This is a genomic window from Mycobacteriales bacterium (genome assembly GCA_035504215.1).
GTDB lineage: Bacteria > Actinomycetota > Actinomycetes > JAFAQI01 > JAFAQI01 > DATAUK01.
On record DATJSI010000004.1, the window covers coordinates 1 to 16,384 of the forward strand.

Consider the following 16,384-nt stretch of genomic DNA (forward strand, 5'->3'; position numbering starts at 1 on the left):
CGAGAACGCGGACCGTGCCGACCGCGCTGCGGGAGGCGCGCTCACGCTTGTTTCCGGCGAACGCCAGCACGTAACGGGTGGTGACGCTCGGAGTCACCTCGAAGCTGATGAAGCCGTGCCGCCCGGCGCGATGCGCCGCGAGCTTGCTCCACGTCGTGGTGCCCTTCGGCTTGTCGAGCAGCTCGATCCAGTGGCCGGCCACGCCGCCCTTCCAGGAGCGGAGCTGTCCGGACACGGTGTCGCTTCCGCCGGGGTTGATGGCGGCCCGGCCGATCCGGATGGACAGTGATGTATGAGCCTTGGCGGCTGCGTTCGCGGTCACGGCGCTGCCGGCCAACGCGATGCCGCTGAAGGCCACCGCCGCGGTTGCCGCTACGACCGCCGTACGGCGAGCGAGCATTGACGTCATCGAGTTCCCTCTCTGTGCCTGCCCGGTCGGGCGGGACGCTGTCACCTGCAACAGCGGACGAGCAGCGGATTGCGTTACACCGGCGCGCGTGACATAGCGTCTGGGCTCGTGACGGACGACCCCGCGGACCTGGCCTACCGGCCGGCGACCGCGGACGATGTCGATGCGGTCGTCGCGCTCGTTGAGTCGGCGTACCGCGGTGATGCCAGCCGGGTCGGATGGACCACCGAGGCCGACCTCCTCGACGGGCAACGAACGGATCCCGCAGCGGTCCGGGCGATCGTCGACGCGAACGACTCGCTGCTTCTGCTGGGTTTTGCCCCGAATGACCGGTTACTGGCCTGTTGCCAGCTCGAGCGGCGTGCCGGTGAGATCTGCTACTTCGGGATGTTCGCGGTGTCACCCGTCGATCAGGGTTCGGGGCTGGGTCGCGCCGTGCTCGCCGAGGCGGAACGCATCGCCCGTGACGAGTTCGGTGCCCGAACGATGCACATGACCGTGATCACCCAGCGCCGCGACCTGATCGCGTGGTACAAGCGGCGGGGGTACACCGCGACCGGCGAGCTGCGGCCGTTCCCGCACGGCGACGAGCGCTTCGGCCTGCCGCGCCGGGCCGACCTCGCGTTCGAAGTGCTCGCCAAGTCGCTTTCCTGAGCGCATCGGGGGGTTCTCCAGAGGGAGTGGCGATACGCTCACGCCGCATGGGCGATGGCCAGGCGTGCGTTCGTCGTCCGTTCGCCGTCGGAGATCTCGACGTGTTGTCGGTTCTGCTCCAGCGCCGCCGAGCCGGCACCTTGCCCGGCCACCACGATGACGGACATCGCGTCGCGTTGGTGATCGAGGGCGGCGGCATGCGTGGGGTCTACACCGGCGGCATGACGCGCGCGATCGGCGCACTCGGACTGCGCGACTGCCTCGACGAGGTCTTCGCGGTGTCGGCCGGCGCGTTCACCGGCACCGGTCTGGTGTCCCGGCGTACCGACCACCTCGCCCGCGCCTACTACGACGACCTGGCGCCCGGCGCGTTCGTCGACTTCGGCCGGATGCTCGCCGGCCGCGGCCCGCTGGTCTCGCTCGACTTCCTGCTGGACACCGTGATGATCGACAAGCACGGCTTCCAGTGGAACTGGCTGCTCGAGTCCGACCTTCCGTTGCACCCGGTGGCGACCGCGCTGGACACACTTTCAGCGAGCGTTCTCGCGGATCTTCGCACCGAGAGCGACTGGCGGCAGGCGCTACTCGCCTCGGCGCGGATCCCGTTCTGGGCCGGGCCTCCGGTCGAGCTGCACGGGCGGCGCTGGGTGGACGGGTTCGTCACCGATCCGCTTCCGGTTGCGCGCGCGATCGACGGCGGCGCCACGCACGTGCTCGCCCTGCTCGCGCGCGCACCCGAGGAACGGCTGTCCCCTTCCAGCCGGGTGACGCCGCCGATGCGGGCGCATCTGAACCGGCTTGCACCGGGCCTGGCCAAAGCGATGGCGCAACGCGGCCGGCTCCACCAGGAGTCCACGGCGCTGATCGCCGGCCTGGTCCGTCGCGGTGGCGCGCGGGTTCTGGGCCTGCGGCCGCTGCGCGGTTATGGCATTCGCTCGCTCACGAACAACGCGGTGCGGCTCAAGCTCGGTGGCGAGTCGGGCGAGGCCTCGGTCCATCAGGCGATGGCTCTTGCGACCGCCTCGCAGGCCTGAGCAGTCAGCTCATCCGCGCGCGACGGCGTAGCTGATCAGGCGGGCATCGCCCAGGCCGAGCTCGACCCAGTCACCGTTCACGCCGAACACCGCAACCCCGCTCGTGCGAAACGCCTTGTCCAGCGCCTGCAACGCGGCGGCATCGCCCGAGCCGTCGTCGAGCCGGTTCACCAGCTCGGCCATCGACGGGTTGTGGCCGACGAGAGCCAAGACGTCCACGTGGACCGGCGTCTCGTGCACGATGGCCAGCAACCCGCCAACGGTGTTGACGTAGATCCGGTGATCCGCAACAACTTCCGGGTCACCGGCCACGGCGTTCGCGGCGGTCTCCCAGGTCTGGCGGGTCCGCAACGAGGTCGACACGACGACCCGGTCCGGAACCAGGCCGGACCCGGCGAGCAATGCACCGATCGCCGCCGCGTCCTTGAACCCGCGGTCCGCCAGCGGGCGCTCGTGGTCAGCGTCGCCCTGAACCGCCTTGGCGTGCCGAATGACGATCAGCCGCCGCTCCGCCATCACGCCATCCCCTCGAGCACCGCGCACACCAGGTCGCCGATCGCGCCCAGGTCGTAGCCACCTTCCAGTACGCCGACGCACGGGGCAAGGCCGGACAGCAGCTCGCCGGCCTGCCGGAACCCGTCCCGGGTCACCCCGAGCGGGCTCTCCGGGTCACCTGCTGCCGCGTCGACACCGAGCGACAGCACCATGGCATCCGGGCTGTAGTCCTCCACTGCACTGCGAATCTCGAGAAGAGCGCGAAGCCAACCGGTGTCCTCGGTGCCCGGTGCCAACGGGAGGTTGAGTGTGGTGCCGGCACCGGCACCGCGTCCGCGCTCGTCGGCGAACCCGGCGTAGTGCGGGAACCAGCCCGCGCCGGGATCGACGTGCAGTGACGAGTAGAAGACGTCGGCGCGGTCGTAGAAGAGCGCCTGGGTGCCGTTGCCGTGATGGGCGTCGATGTCCACCACCGCCACCCGTTCCGCGCCGACCTCGAGCAAGACCTCGGCCGCGACGGCGGCATTGTTGAGGTAGCACGAACCGCCGAAACCGTCCCTGGTCGCGTGGTGGCCGGGCGGGCGGCAGAGGCCGAGGACCATGGGCTGGCCGGCCGCAACGAGACGTGCCGCGGTGGCCGCCACGTCCACCGCGGCGCGCGCGGCCTCCCAGGTGCCCGGCCCGATGAGGGTCATCGTGTCGTAGCAGTAGCGACCGGCCCGCGCATGCGCGGCGGCCGGTTCGCGCGCCGGTAGCCCGGCGAGCAGCGCGGCAGTCGGAAAGACATAGGGGACGACCCGGTCCTGACCCGACTGCTCCGGGAAGCCGGCCGCGACCCAGCGCTCCCACGCGGTCGCCAGGTAGTCGAGCAGCTCGTTGCTGTGCACACGCTTCAGGATCCGGTCCTCACAACGCACGGCGGCCAGTTGGGTCGCACCCGCCGCCTCGGTGGCCGCGCGGATGACCGTGACCCTTTCGGCCACCTCGGTGCCCGGCGTACGAACGCCCACCCAGATCTCCGCCGCGGGGTCATGGCGCAGGCAGTCGTCGCTGCTCACCACCGGAACCCGCACAGTCATGGTCAACGACCCCTTCCGGACGGCATGCTGGGCGCGTGCGTGTTGCTGACTTGGGAATCAGTATCGGCCAGCTGCCCACTGGCCCGACGAACTCCGTCCTCGACGTGCCAGGTGTCGGTTTCGGCCACGCCACGATCTGGCGCGACGACCCACCGCCGCCAGCCGGCGACGGCGTCGCTCGTACCGGGGTCACCGTGCTCGACATCGGCGGCAACGCGTTCACCCACCCCATCCCCGCCGGCGCTGCGGTGCTCAACGGCTGCGGCGAGTGCACGGGCATCACCGCGATCCGAGAGTGCGGCGGCATCGAGACGCCGATCTTCCTCACGTCGACCATGCAGATGGGCCGGGTGTACGACGCAGCGGTCGCCCTGCTGGTCGAGGAAGAGCCGTTGATCGGCGTCGATGACGTCACGATCCCGGTCGTGGCCGAGTGCGACGACAGCTTCCTTTCCGACCCGCGGCGAGTACGCGTCACCATCGACGACGTCCGCTCCGCACTCCGCGCCTCCCGGGAGTCAGCGGGTGGATCAGCGTTCAACGAGGGTGCCGTCGGGTCGGGCACTGGCATGAGCGCGCTCGGCTACAAGGGCGGCATCGGCACTGCGTCGCGACGGCTGCCGGACGGCAACACGGTCGCGGTGCTCACCATGACGAACTTCGGCGATCGGCACCGGCTGACCGTCGCCGGCGTGCCGGTCGGCAGGCTGTTGCCGGATCCCGGCGCGGACGGACCGCCCCGGCCGGCCGGGTCGTGCATCGTCGTGGTCGTCACGGACGCGCCGATCGACCCGATCGGATGCGAGCGGCTAGCCCGGCGCTGCGGGCTCGGCCTGGCCCGCCTCGGCAGCACGGCGTCTAACGGCTCGGGCGAGATCTTCCTCGCGGTCGCGACCGGGCTTCGCGCGGAACGCGGCGCACCACCGGCCGGCATCCCGCTCACCGGCTGGATGCTCGATCCCTACTTCGAGGCAGTCGTCGACGCGACCGAGGAAGCGGCACTCAACAGCATGCTCGCCGCCCGGACCGTCGTCGGCCGCGACGGCAACACGTCGTACGCGCTGCCCTTCGCTGCCGTCCGCGAGCTCGTTGTGGCGGCACATGCCGCCGAAGCCGCCGATGGGTGACGGCCGCGTCGATCGGGTCTGGATCCCGATGCGGGACGGCGCTCGCCTCGCGGCCTCACTCTTCCTTCCCGGCGGTGGCCCCGCCCCGGCCATCCTCGAGGCACTGCCGTACCGCAAGGACGACCTGACCGCCGGCTATCGGCCGGAGTACGTGCGGCTTCGCGACGAGCACGGGTACGCCGTCGTGCGGGTCGACGTTCGCGGCACCGGCTCCTCGACCGGCGTCGCCACCGATGAGTACCCCGCTCAGGAGCAGGACGACCTCAACGACGTCATCGCGTGGATTGCCGGCCAGCCCTGGTGCACGGGCGCAGTGGGGATGTACGGCACGTCGTACAGCGGCTTCAACTCGCTGCACCTCGCCGCGACGAACCCGCCCGCGCTGAAGGCGGTCATCGCGATCTATGCCAGCGACGACCGCTACACCGACGACGTGCACTACATGGGTGGCCTGCTGCGCTTGCTCGATATCGTCGACTACCCGACGTACATGATCGCGATGAATGCGTTGCCCCCCGTGCCCGAGCTGGTGGGTGAGGGCTGGCGCGAGCTGTGGCGCGAACGGATCGAGCGGACCGAGCCCTGGTTGCTGCGCTGGCTCGAGGAGCAACGAGACGGCGGCTACTGGCGGCAAGGCTCGGTGCGGCCCGGTTATGACCGGATCCGGATCCCCACGATGCTGGTCGGCGGCTGGGCCGACGGCTACCGCAACAACACCTTCCGCACCATCGAAGCGCTGTCGTCGGCGGGCGTGCCGCATCGGCTGCTGCTCGGTCCCTGGAGCCATGCGGCGACCAGTAGTGCGTTGCCCGGGCCGCGGATCGACCTGGTGCCGGAGCTGGTCCGCTGGTGGGACCGCTGGCTGCGGGACGTCGGCAACGGCATCGAGGACGAGCCTCCGATCACGCTGTTCGCCCGGCGGTCGAGCCTGCCCGAGCCGGACCTCGACGTGGTCGCCGGCGAGTGGCGGAACGAGCCCGGCTGGCCGCTCGACCGGATCTCCGATGACGTCCGTGCGCTCGGCACCGGCACCGCCACGCATGTCGTGCTGCCGGATACAGGCACGGCGGGCTGGATCTCCTGCGCCGGGCACCTGCCGTGGGGCCAGCCGTACGACCAACGTCGCGACGACGCGCAGTCGCTGACCTGGGAGTGGCCGGCCGACGACCTCGAGATCCTGGGCCATCCGCGGCTGGCGGCTCGCGTCAGCGCCGACGTCCCTGTCGCGAGCCTCGCGGTCCGGCTGTGCGACGTGTTTCCCGACGGTCGCTCGGCCCTCATCACCCGCGGGGTGCTCAACCTCACCCGCCGCAACGGGCTCGAGCACCCGGAACCGCTCCCGCCCGGGCAGGCAGTGGACGTGACTGTCGAGCTCGAGGCGACCTCGTGGCGGTTCGACCCCGGCCACCGGTTGCGGTTGTCCGTCAGCGGCACGGACTGGCCGAACACGGTTGCGCCGCCGGCACCCGTGACACTGACGTTGCACCTGGACGGCTGCATGCTTCACCTGCCCACGGTCGCCGGACCGTCTTCGTGCGCGGCACCGGTGCTGACACCGAGCTCGGACGTCCCGCATGAGTCCACCGAGGTGACCTGGCGGGTCGAGCACGACGTGTTGCGCCGCGAGACCGCCTGCGTCGTCGACCACGGGTCGTCGTACGACGAGGACGGCGTCGCGTGCAGCGAGCGCTACCAGGGCCGGGTGAGCGTCGACACCCGATCATTCGAACAACACGTATCCAGCCGGGCGAGCTACGGGCTGCGTTGGGCGGACGTCGAGGTCCGGACCGACGCAACCGTTGAAATCGCTGTAACCGCAACGGATTTCGACGTACGCATCGAACTCGTGTGTCACGACGGTGCGGACGTCTTTGCCGAGCGTTCCTGGACCCGGACCATTGCACGGGATCTCGGATGACCGCGGTCCGGACGGTGCGCTGATGGCAGCCCGGCGTGCGGTCGACGTCCGCCGCGAGGAGATCCTGCGCGCAGCGGTCGACCAGATCGCCGAGCGCGGCTTCGCCAACACCCGGGTCGTCGACGTCGCGAAAGCGCTGAACGTCAGCACGGCGCTGGTGTTCTACCACTTCGAGTCCAAGGACCGGCTGCTGTCGGAGGCGTTCAACTATGCGGCCGAGCAGGACCTTGCCCGGCTCGCGCGGATCCGAGCCTCGCGAGCCGGTGCGGCCGGGCGGCTGAGTCGAGTGCTCGCGCTCTACGGGCCGAGCCGGACCCCGACGCCGGCGTGGCGGCTGTGGATCGAGGCCTGGGCGGCCGCGCTGCGCGTGCCCGAGCTGCAGGCCGTGTCGCGGCGGCTCGACGTGCAGTGGAAGACGACCGTCGCCGAGATCATCGCCGAGGGCGTGGCCACCAGCGAGTTCTGCTGCCCGGACCCCGACGGCGCGGCCTGGCGGATCATCGCGTTGATCGACGGTCTGGCGATCTCCTCGACCGTCCACGCCGGCCTGATCGGCACCAGCACGCGGGCACGGTGGATCCGCGGCGTCGTCGCCGCCGAAGTGGGCATCCCGGCGGACCGCCTCGCCGAACCCGCCCGCCGGCGTTCGTGATCTTGACGTTGGAGGCGCACAAACGCGAGTTCTGCGCCTCCAACGTCAAGATCAGCGAGGAGTTTTGGGGTCGGGTCAGCGATCAGACCAGCCAGCTCGCGGGGTAGTCGGGATCGGTCATGGCGGGCCGGTCGATGCCGAACGCGCTGACGTCGCTCGTCGTTGCGCCATCCACGGCGAGGTCGGTCAGGATCCGGCCGAAGGTCGGCGTGAACTTGAAGCCATGTCCCGCACCGAGCCCGACGACCACCTCCGGATGATCCGGCAGCGGGCTCATCACGAAGTCCCGGTCCGGCGTCAACGTGTAGAGACAGGTCACGCTGTGATCGACCTCGCCCGCACTGCCCGGAAAGGTTCGGCGCATGAACGCGGCCAGCTGCGCCAGGTTCGCCGGATCGGGTTCGAACCCGCGCGTGTCCCCCGTGGTCACTCGACCACCGACGTCCTGACCAGCCTTGACCAGGTTTCCGGCGTACGTCGGAAAGCCGTAGAAGCTCGGCTCGTCCATCCAGATCCAGACCGGAAACTGCCCCGGCCCGAAATGTTCGGGGTCGTCAGGGACGAAGTAGCTGACCTGCTCCTGGGTGACCGTCAGTGCAAGCTGCACTCCGAGCCGCTCGATGGCGTTGTTGGTCCATGCATCGGCAGTAACGACGACGCGGTCGCAGTGAAGCAGACCCGAGGCGGTCTCGATCTCGACACCGCCGCCGCCCGCCTTGCACACGCGCGCCCGCGTTTCCTCGCGCAGCTCGGCGCCGACCGCGACCGCGGCGCGTTGCAGCGCCGCCACCGTGCGCGCCGCGTGCACGATGCCGGTGTCGGCCTGGAACAGGGCCCGACCACCGTCCGGAAGCCGAACCCGCGGCCATCGATCGAGGACCTGCTGATCGTCGAGCACCTCGTACGGGACCGAGCAGGCGGCCAGGCTCGCCACGTAGTCGGCCATCGGGATCGCCGGGTCCGGTGGGAACAGGTCGAGCCCGCCGGTGACCGTGACCAGCGGCTCACCGACCGCCGCTGACAGCTCGGCCCAGTCGTCGTACGCCTCGCCGGCGAGCCGCACGTAGCCGGGCGTGTGATAGCTGCGCCGCAGGATCCGCGACGTGTCGTGCGACGCACCACGGTTGTGGCCGAGTGCGAACTGCTCGAACCCGACCACCTTCAGCCCGCGGCCGGCCAAGCGGTAGGCCGTCGCGCTTCCCAGTGCGCCGAGGCCGATGACGGCGACATCAGCGGTCTCGGTCACCGGCGCGTCACTCGCCCGCCGGCCCGTGCTCGCCGTCGCCGGCCAGCCGGGTCAGTAGCCAGCGCCGAATGTCGAGGCTCTCGTTCTCCATCGGCGCGAACCACCCCTGCTGGTAGGCGCGCGAGGACATGCCGCGCTGGACCGACTCGCAGATCGCCCAGTCCTGCCGGTTGACCAGGTCCCAGAACTCCGCGGCATCGGTCGCGTCGAAGCCGGGCCGCGCGACCTCCTCGGCGGCGAAGAGCAGCTCGAAGTCGATGACCGTGCGGTCGTGCGTCATGGGTCGCAAGGTGAACGCGGCGACGTGGTCCGCCGAGAGAGACAGCATCAGGTTCGGGTAGACCAGCTCGCCTTTGTGCCGCACGCGTTCGTCTTCGTCGAGGTCCGCAAACGGCGCGCGGTCCGATGTTCCGGTCGTGGTGAACGTCCACGCTCCCTCACGGTGCGGGATGCCGCTCTCCCACTCCAGGCCCTGCCCGCCGTGGCCGAAGGCGGGCACCAGCCGGCAGAGCTCGGGATGCACGCCCGCGCAGTGGTAGCACTCGTTGTAGTTCTCCGCGATCAGCTTCCAGTTCGCCGCGACGTCGTACGTCATCCGGTGGCCGGTGACCAGAGCCGCCAGCGGATACCGGCGGATCCGCTCGCCGATCTCCGCCAGCTCCGCCTCGAGCGGCGCAGCCTGATCGGGCGTGAGATGCACGAACAGGAATCCGCACCACGCTGTGACGCCGACCCGATGCAGGCCGAAGCAGCCGGCGTCGAAGTCGCTGACGTCCTCGGTGTGCGGTGCGCGCAGCAAGCCGCCGTCAAGGCCGTAGGTCCACGAGTGGTACGGGCAACGAATCGCCTTCGCCGACCGCGTCGCGGGCGTCGGCTCGTCGGGCCGGACCGGAAAGAGCTGCGAGCCGCGATGCCGGCACACGTTGTAGTACGCCGCCAGGCGGCCGTCCCCGGTGCTGGCAACCAGCACGCTCTCGCCGAGCACGTCGATGACCGCGATCCGCTCCCGCGCTGTGAGGCCCAGGTCCGCAACGCGACCGACGCAGGTCCACTCCCGAGCCAGCACCCGATCGACCTCGGTGCGAAAGCTGGCCGCATCGATGTAGTGCTGCTTCGGCAGCGCGGGCTGCAGCGCCGGCATCGCTACCCCAACCGCAGCTTCTCGCGAGTGGCGGCACGGCGGCGATCCTTGAGGATCTGCCGCACCACGTTGTGCCCCGGGATGCCGGTGACACCGCCGCCTCCGTGGGTCGCGGACCCGGCCTGGTAGAGGCCGCGCAGCGGAGTCCGCAGGTCGGCGTAACCCGCGGCCGGCCGCGTGTGGAACAGCTGCGCCGAGGACAGCTCGCCGTGGAAGATGTTGCCGCCGATCAGGTTGTACTCGTGCTCCATCTGGTACGGCCCGATGACCTGGCGGTGCAGGATCGACTCGGTGAAGCCCGGCGCCACCGCCTCCATCCGGGCAACCACCCGGTCGGCATGCGCATCGAGGTCTTCGAGGTGCGGTTCTTCCGACCACTGATGCGGCACCCACTGCGTGAACATCGACATCACATGCTTGCCCTCGGGCGCGAGGGAGTCGTCGAACACCGACGGGATGCAGACATCCGCGAACGGTCGACTGCTCGGCTGGCCGGCGACCGCCTCCTGGAAGGCGGTCTCGACATCCTCCAGCGACTCGGCAAGGACGATCGTGCCGCCATGGATCTGCGGGTCGAACTCGGGATGGCTGGCGAATACCGGAAGCCGGTCCAGCGCGAGGTTCACCTTGACCGTGCCTGACCGCGACTTCCAACGCTCGATGTCCGTGACGAAATCGGCCGGCAGCGCATCGCGGTCGATCAGCCGCAGGAACGAGATCACCGGGTGTGCCGTCGTGACGACGATCGGGGCGCCGAGCTCGTCGCCGCCCTCGAGCACCACACCGCGCACCGCGCCACCGTCGGCGACGATCCGGGCCACCGGCGACGACGTACGAATCTCTGCACCGAAGGACTTCGCCGCTTCGGCCAGCGCCTTGCTGACGCCACCCATTCCGCCGCGCGGGAATCCCCACGCGCCGACCTGCCCGCCGCCGATGTCGCCGATGTGGTGATGGGCCATGACGTACGCCGTTCCCGCCGATCGGGGTCCGGCCCAGGTTCCGATGACGCCGCTCACCGACAGCACGCCCTTGACCGGATCCGAGACGAAGTAGTCCTCGAGCAGGTCGGCGATGCTCATGGTGAACAGCCGCGTGACCTCCACCGCGCGACGGGTGTCGAACCCGCGAAGGTGCTTGAGCAGCTTGAGCTGCTCGACCAGATCCTGCGGCCGGCGGGAGCCGAGCTTCGGCGGGATCTCGTCGAGCATCGGCGCGAGCACCGTCGCCAGGTCGTCGAGCCAGGCGTCGTAGCGCCGCATCGCGGCCGCGTCGGCGGCCGAGAACTCAGCGACCCGCTCGTAGCGAGTCGACCGATCGTCGGGCAGCTGGAGGTAGCGACCATCGGCCCGCGGAGCGAAGTACGGACCCTGCGGGAAGACGTGGTAGCCGTGACGGACCAGATCGAGATCCTGGACCAACCGGGGGGGCAGCAGGCTGACGACGTAGGACAGCGACGTGACGTTGAAGTCCGGACCGAACGGCTGCTCGGTGACCGCCGCGCCGCCCACGACCGGGCGGGCCTCGCACACCACGGTGCGAAGGCCCTCGCGGGCCAGGTAGGCGGCCGCGACCAGGCCGTTGTGACCGCCGCCGACGATGATCGCGTCGTAGCTGTTCGGACCTGTCCGTGCTGGCACCGATCGACCTCCAAGGGAAACCGTTACTGACTCGCTAGTCAGTAAGGATGCCCCGTCGCGGCGCAGAAGGAAAGCCGTAACCTGCGCCGGACGCGCCGACCGCGCCACGATCGCCTCATCGCGAACTGTTCAAGTGTGTCCGGTTTCACGACGATAGTGCCGTTGGTCGCTAGTTCCGGCGCTACCGCACCGGTGAGGGGAACGATGTCGGCATCGGAATGCGCGCTCGGTCACCCACTCCTCGACTCGCAGCAGGTCTGCCCGGAGTGCGGCCTCGGCCGGCTGCCGTCGGCGTCCGAAGCACCCGCGACCGCAGCCGCCCCGCCCGCGGCGCCGCCTGCACCACCGGTGGATGCCGCGTCCGCCCCTGCGCCCGCTGACGCCATCGCGGCCCTTCCGTCCGCCGGCGCCGCGCCTACCCCGGCGGTCACTGAGCCTCCGGTGCCTGCGCTACTGGGTGCCGGTGTTGCGTACGCTGCGCCGCCCGCGCAGGCACTCGCACCGGCGGCACCCGCGGCCGCACCGCCCGCCGCTTGGGACCCACCTGGTTCAGCGGTGCCACTACCTCCGGCGCCGACCACGTCGGCGTACGAGGCGTCCGGCTACCCGCCACCGCTGGGCCAACAGCCATTCGGGTACGCCGCTGCGCAGCCGCGCGGATCGCATTCGTGGATCATCGTTGTCGCGGTCGCCGCTGCGGTGGTGGTCATCGCGGGCGGCATCTTCTGGTGGACCCACCGGTCGGTCTCCTCGGCCACAGGCACGGTTCAGGCCAACGGGTCCACCGTCGTGAACTCCCGCGGGATCTCGATCACGGCGCCGAGCGGATGGACTGTCGTGTCCACCACTGCGTCAGCGCTGGCAAAGGCCGACCAGTCGGTGGCCCAGTCGAATCCCCAGCTGGCGGCGGCAATCCAAAAGCTGAAGAGCAGCGCCCAGAACAACGCCCTGCGCTTCTTCGCCTACGGTCCCGTCAACCCGGACGGCTTCACCACGGAGCGCCAACGTGCTCGTGGCCACGACCTCCGTCCCGGCAAACGCCGCCGCCGGAGCCACCGCCACGGAGGTGAAGCAGGCCGGCGCGAAGCACGTGCACGAGTCGACCGTCACCGCCGGCGGCACAACCGCGGAGGAACTGCGGTACCAACTCCCGCTGCAGCTACCCAACGGTGGCACGATCACCGTCAACACGACCCAGGTCCTCGAGTCGACCGGATCGGAGCTCGGCATCCTCACGGTCGGGACCACCGGAACGGCCGACAGCGGAATCACATCCTTGATCAGCAGTTTCCGCCTGACCTGACCGGAGCGGTTGGCGCTAGGTTGCCAGCATGAGCGAAGGCACGAAGCCGGCGCACCCGCCGGTCGCGAAGCAGGAACCGACCACTCGCGAGCTGCACGGCACCACCACTACCGACGACTACGAGTGGATGCGCCACGACCGTGCCGCCCTGCTCGAGTACCTCGCCGCCGAGCGCGAGTACTACGACGCGCGCACCGCGCACACCGCTGCGCTTCAGGACACCCTTTTCAAGGAGATGGTGGGCCGGGTGCCGGCATCGGAGGAGTCCCCGACGTCGGTCCAGGGCGGGTCGCGCTACTCGACCCGGACGGTGCCGGGCGCGCAGTACCCGCAGTTCCTGCGCCGACCAGGGGTCGAGGGCGCGGCGGAACCCGAGGTGCTGCTCGATCTCAACGTGATCGCGGAGGGATCCGACTACGCCGCGCTGGGCGTTCGCGAGGTAAGTCCCGACGGCACACTTCTTGCCTACTCGGTGGACCTGGACGGCGACGAGGTCTACGAGCTGCGGATCAGGGACCTGACCACCGGCCGCGACCTCGCCGACGTCGTACCCCGCAGCTACTACGGCTGTGCGTGGAGCGCAGACTCGAAGTCGCTGCTGTACGTCGTCCACGATGCCGCCTACCGGCCGTACCAGGTGATGCGACACGAGATCGGGCGGCCGGCGTCGGACGACGACCTCGTCTTCGAGGAAACCGACGAACGGTTCGACGTCATGGTTGCGGCAACTCGTTCCGGTGAGTACGCCGTCATCACCACCGAGAATCGCGACACGTCGGAGATCTGGCTGGTCTCGACCGGCGACCTTGCGGCGCAGCCCACGCTCGTCGCGGCGCGGCGCTCGGGCATCGAGTACTCGCTGGACCACATGCCGGGCGACGACGGTGGGGAGCTCTACATCGTCACGAACGACGGCGGGACCGAGTTCCGGCTGATGCGCGCGCCGGTCGAGTCCTCCGAAGCCGAGAACTGGATCGAGGTCGTCGCGCCGGACCCGGCCGAACGTCTCACGCAGGTCGATGCGTTCAAGGGGCATCTGGTGCTCAGCCTGCGTCGTGACGGTGCCGCGCTGGTGCGAGTCCTCGACGTCGCCCGCGACGCGTTCCGCGACGAGCAGCCCGGCGTCCCGGCAGGGACGATCATGGTGGCCTGTCACGACGAAGGGCACGAGCCGGTTCGCGACCGGTTCGACAGTGGGTCCGTGACCGTCATGGTCGAGTCCCTGATCGAGCCGCCGGCCTGGTGGGAGATCGACCTCGCCTCCGGCGAACGCCGCCACGTCATGACCGCCGCAGTGCCGTCGTACGACGCGGCCGACTACCGCACGTCGCGCATCATGGCCACCGCACCGGACGGGGTCGAGATCCCGGTGACGATCGCGCATCGGGCTGATGTCGCGATCGACGGCAGCGCACCGTGCCTGCTGTACGGCTATGGCTCCTACGAGGCCGTGATCGACCCGTATTTCGACCCGAAGTTCGCCTGCCTGCTGGACCGTGGAGCGGTGTATGCGATCGCGCACATCCGGGGCGGCGGCGAAGGCGGTCGTCACTGGTGGGAGCAGGGCCGGCTGTTGCGCAAGCGCACGACGTTCACCGACTTCATCGCGGCCGCCGACGCGCTGGACCAGCAGAAGATCGTGGATGGCAGCCGGATCGCGGGCCGCGGCGCGTCCGCGGGCGGGTTGTTGCAGGGTGCGGTCCTGTCGATCGCGCCGCAGCGCTGGCGCGCGATCATCGCCGAGGTGCCGTTCGTCGACGTCGTCACCTCCATGCTCGACCCGTCGACACCGCTGACGATCGGCGAATGGGACGAGTGGGGCGACCCACGCACGCCGGATGACTTCGCCTACATGTTGTCGTACTCGCCGTACGACAACATGCCGGACGGCCCGCGCCCGGCCCTGTTGGCAACCGGCAGCGTCAACGACTCCCGCGTGATGATCCACGAACCCGCACGGTGGGTGGCCCGGTTGCGCGCGACCGCTACGGACGACAGCGTTCTGCTGTTCCGTCCCGCGCTCGGCAGTGCGTCTCATGGCGGGCCGTCCGGTCGCTACGACCGGCTGCGTTACCAGGCGGAGATCCTCAGCTTCATCCTCGAGGAGCTCGACGCGACCGAGCTGGTTGCGGGCTAACGTTCCTGCCGTGAGCGTGCTTGATGGCGTCGACCTGTCGTTGAAGCTGTCGGCCGCCGAGGAGGCGGAGCGGCTGACTGTCGCGCAGCGCAGGCTGCTTGAGCTCAGGCTGATCTGCGGAGGTCTGTACGACGACTCCAAGAAGCTGGGACCACCGCTCTGCGTCGTGTTCGAAGGTTGGGACGCCAGCGGCAAGGGGGGTTGCATCAAGCGGCTGGTCGCTCCGCTGGACCCGCGCCACGTGCGGGTCGCCGAGTTCGCCGCACCGACGTACGACGAGAAGCGCCATCACTTTCTCTGGCGGTTCTGGCCCTCGCTGCCGGGGTGGGGCGGCATGGCGGTGTTCGACCGATCCTGGTACGGCCGCGTGCTGGTCGAACGGGTCGAGGGCTTCGCGACCAAACACCAATGGCAACGGGCGTACGGCGAGATCAACGAGTTCGAACACACCTTGTCCGAAGAAGGCGTGGTCCTGGTGAAGTTCTGGCTGCACCTGTCCGACGCGGAGCAGCTGAAGCGCTTCGAGTCACGCCAGCAGGATCCGCTGCGGCGCTGGAAGCTGACCGACGAGGACTGGCGCAACCGCAGCAAGCGGCACGACTACGAGACGGCGGTCGAGGAAATGGTCGAGAAGACCTCGACCGATCGTGCGCCGTGGACCATCGTCGAGGCGGAGAGCAAGCGCTGGGCGAGGGTCAAGGTCCTCGAGACCGTCAACGCCGCGATCGAGCGAGGAATGAAGGCGAACGGCCTGACCGTGCCGCACTAGTGGCGACGCCGAAAGCTAGCCGTCCGCTGCGAGCGGGCCGTGCAGGTGGCGCTGGGTCGAGACCGGGAAGTCGGCGAGCGCGGACTCCGGCCGGGTCGGGCGCAGGACGAGATCTCCGCCGCAGTTCGGGCACCGGCCACCGAGCGCGGTCTCCACGCAACCGGCGCAGAACGTGCACTCGAACGTGCAGATCCTTGCCTCGGGTGAGCCGTTCGGCAGGTCGCGATCGCACCACTCGCAGTTCGGTCGCATCTCGAGCACTCGGGACCTCCTACAGCGGCGTCACGTAAGCGCCGCTGATCCCACCATCCACCAGGAACGTCGACGCCGTGATGAACGACGCATCGTCGCTGGCGAGGAAGGTCACCGCGGCGGCAATCTCCTCAGCCTCACCGAAGCGTCCCATCGGTACGTGCACGAGCCGGCGGTTCGCGCGTTCCGGATCCTTCGCGAACAGCTCCTTCAGCAACGGGGTGTTGACCGGACCCGGGCACAGCGCGTTGACCCGGATGCCCTCGCGGGCGAACTGCACACCGAGCTCACGGCTCATCGCCAGCACCCCACCCTTGCTGGCGGTGTACGAGATCTGCGACGTCGCCGAACCCAGCACCGCGACGAACGACGCCGTGTTGATGATCGACCCGCCGCCATGCTCGAGCATCTGCTCGATCGCGTACTTGCAGCACAGGTACACCGAGGTGAGGTTGACCTGCTGCACCCGCTGCCACGCCGCCAGGCCGGTGGACAGGATCGAGTCGTCGTCGGCGGGGGAGATGCCGG

General features: G+C 69.7%; 17 protein-coding genes. 8 read left to right on the forward strand and 9 right to left on the reverse strand.

The window, feature by feature from the left end; genetic code table 11:
- Nucleotides 1-409, reverse strand: a 409-nt coding sequence (locus VME70_00615) for a hypothetical protein (protein HTW18696.1), incomplete at its 3' end; no start/stop codon positions are given.
- Between the two features lie 108 nt (nucleotides 410-517).
- On the opposite strand from VME70_00615, the gene VME70_00620 reads away from it, so the two are divergent.
- Nucleotides 518-1,063, forward strand: a complete 546-nt coding sequence (locus VME70_00620; protein HTW18697.1) for a GNAT family N-acetyltransferase — start codon at nucleotides 518-520, stop codon at nucleotides 1,061-1,063.
- Between the two features lie 47 nt (nucleotides 1,064-1,110).
- Nucleotides 1,111-2,097, forward strand: a complete 987-nt coding sequence (locus tag VME70_00625; GenBank protein HTW18698.1) for a patatin-like phospholipase family protein — start codon at nucleotides 1,111-1,113, stop codon at nucleotides 2,095-2,097.
- A gap of 9 nt (nucleotides 2,098-2,106) precedes the next feature.
- On the opposite strand, the gene VME70_00630 is transcribed toward VME70_00625, so the two are convergent.
- Both VME70_00630 and VME70_00635 read right to left on the reverse strand, forming a co-directional pair.
- On the reverse strand, nucleotides 2,107-2,613 hold the full coding sequence (locus tag VME70_00630) for a histidine phosphatase family protein (protein HTW18699.1): 507 nt from the start codon (nucleotides 2,611-2,613) through the stop codon (nucleotides 2,107-2,109).
- The gene (locus VME70_00635) at nucleotides 2,613-3,671 is read right to left on the reverse strand and encodes a histone deacetylase family protein (GenBank protein ID HTW18700.1); all 1,059 of its coding nucleotides are present in this window, start codon (nucleotides 3,669-3,671) and stop codon (nucleotides 2,613-2,615) included. The genes VME70_00630 and VME70_00635 overlap by 1 nt, the downstream gene beginning before the upstream one ends.
- Nucleotides 3,672-3,706: 35 nt before the next feature.
- On the opposite strand from VME70_00635, the gene VME70_00640 reads away from it, so the two are divergent.
- The 3 genes from VME70_00640 to VME70_00650 are packed head-to-tail and all read left to right on the forward strand — an operon-like array spanning nucleotide 3,707 to nucleotide 7,368.
- Nucleotides 3,707-4,798, forward strand: a complete 1,092-nt coding sequence (locus VME70_00640; protein ID HTW18701.1) for a P1 family peptidase — start codon at nucleotides 3,707-3,709, stop codon at nucleotides 4,796-4,798.
- Nucleotides 4,791-6,716: a CocE/NonD family hydrolase gene (locus tag VME70_00645; GenBank protein ID HTW18702.1), complete on the forward strand. Its 1,926-nt coding sequence runs from the start codon at nucleotides 4,791-4,793 to the stop codon at nucleotides 6,714-6,716. Before VME70_00640 ends, VME70_00645 begins: the two co-directional genes overlap by 8 nt.
- 22 nt (nucleotides 6,717-6,738) lie before the next feature.
- Nucleotides 6,739-7,368: a TetR family transcriptional regulator C-terminal domain-containing protein gene (locus tag VME70_00650; protein HTW18703.1), complete on the forward strand. Its 630-nt coding sequence runs from the start codon at nucleotides 6,739-6,741 to the stop codon at nucleotides 7,366-7,368.
- Between the two features lie 82 nt (nucleotides 7,369-7,450).
- On the opposite strand, the gene solA is transcribed toward VME70_00650, so the two are convergent.
- The 4 genes from solA to VME70_00670 form a co-directional block, all read right to left on the reverse strand.
- Entirely contained in the window at nucleotides 7,451-8,614 is a 1,164-nt protein-coding gene (gene solA / locus VME70_00655) for an N-methyl-L-tryptophan oxidase (protein HTW18704.1), read from the reverse strand.
- A gap of 7 nt (nucleotides 8,615-8,621) precedes the next feature.
- On the reverse strand, nucleotides 8,622-9,755 hold the full coding sequence (locus tag VME70_00660) for an aromatic ring-hydroxylating dioxygenase subunit alpha (protein HTW18705.1): 1,134 nt from the start codon (nucleotides 9,753-9,755) through the stop codon (nucleotides 8,622-8,624).
- Nucleotides 9,756-9,757: 2 nt separating this feature from the next.
- Nucleotides 9,758-11,395 carry an NAD(P)/FAD-dependent oxidoreductase gene (locus VME70_00665; GenBank protein HTW18706.1) on the reverse strand — a complete coding sequence of 546 codons (1,638 nt, stop codon included), beginning with the start codon at nucleotides 11,393-11,395 and terminating at the stop codon, nucleotides 9,758-9,760.
- 767 nt (nucleotides 11,396-12,162) lie between these two features.
- Complete coding sequence (locus VME70_00670; protein ID HTW18707.1) at nucleotides 12,163-12,339, reverse strand: hypothetical protein; 177 nt, start codon at nucleotides 12,337-12,339, stop codon at nucleotides 12,163-12,165.
- Between the two features lie 68 nt (nucleotides 12,340-12,407).
- Here VME70_00670 and VME70_00675 point away from each other — a divergent pair, with 68 nt between their 5' ends.
- The 3 genes from VME70_00675 to VME70_00685 are packed head-to-tail and all read left to right on the forward strand — an operon-like array spanning nucleotide 12,408 to nucleotide 15,604.
- Nucleotides 12,408-12,698, forward strand: a complete 291-nt coding sequence (locus VME70_00675) for a hypothetical protein (GenBank protein ID HTW18708.1) — start codon at nucleotides 12,408-12,410, stop codon at nucleotides 12,696-12,698.
- 28 nt (nucleotides 12,699-12,726) lie between these two features.
- Nucleotides 12,727-14,835 (forward strand): S9 family peptidase, encoded by a 2,109-nt coding sequence (locus VME70_00680; protein HTW18709.1) that lies wholly within the window; start codon nucleotides 12,727-12,729, stop codon nucleotides 14,833-14,835.
- Nucleotides 14,836-14,845: 10 nt separating this feature from the next.
- Nucleotides 14,846-15,604, forward strand: coding sequence for a UDP-galactose-lipid carrier transferase (locus VME70_00685; GenBank protein ID HTW18710.1), 759 nt, complete (start codon nucleotides 14,846-14,848; stop codon nucleotides 15,602-15,604).
- 15 nt (nucleotides 15,605-15,619) lie between these two features.
- Here VME70_00685 and VME70_00690 read toward each other — a convergent pair whose 3' ends face one another.
- Both VME70_00690 and VME70_00695 read right to left on the reverse strand, forming a co-directional pair.
- Nucleotides 15,620-15,856, reverse strand: coding sequence for a DUF1272 domain-containing protein (locus VME70_00690; GenBank protein HTW18711.1), 237 nt, complete (start codon nucleotides 15,854-15,856; stop codon nucleotides 15,620-15,622).
- Between the two features lie 19 nt (nucleotides 15,857-15,875).
- Nucleotides 15,876-16,384, reverse strand: a 509-nt coding sequence (locus tag VME70_00695) for an SDR family oxidoreductase (GenBank protein HTW18712.1), incomplete at its 5' end; no start/stop codon positions are given.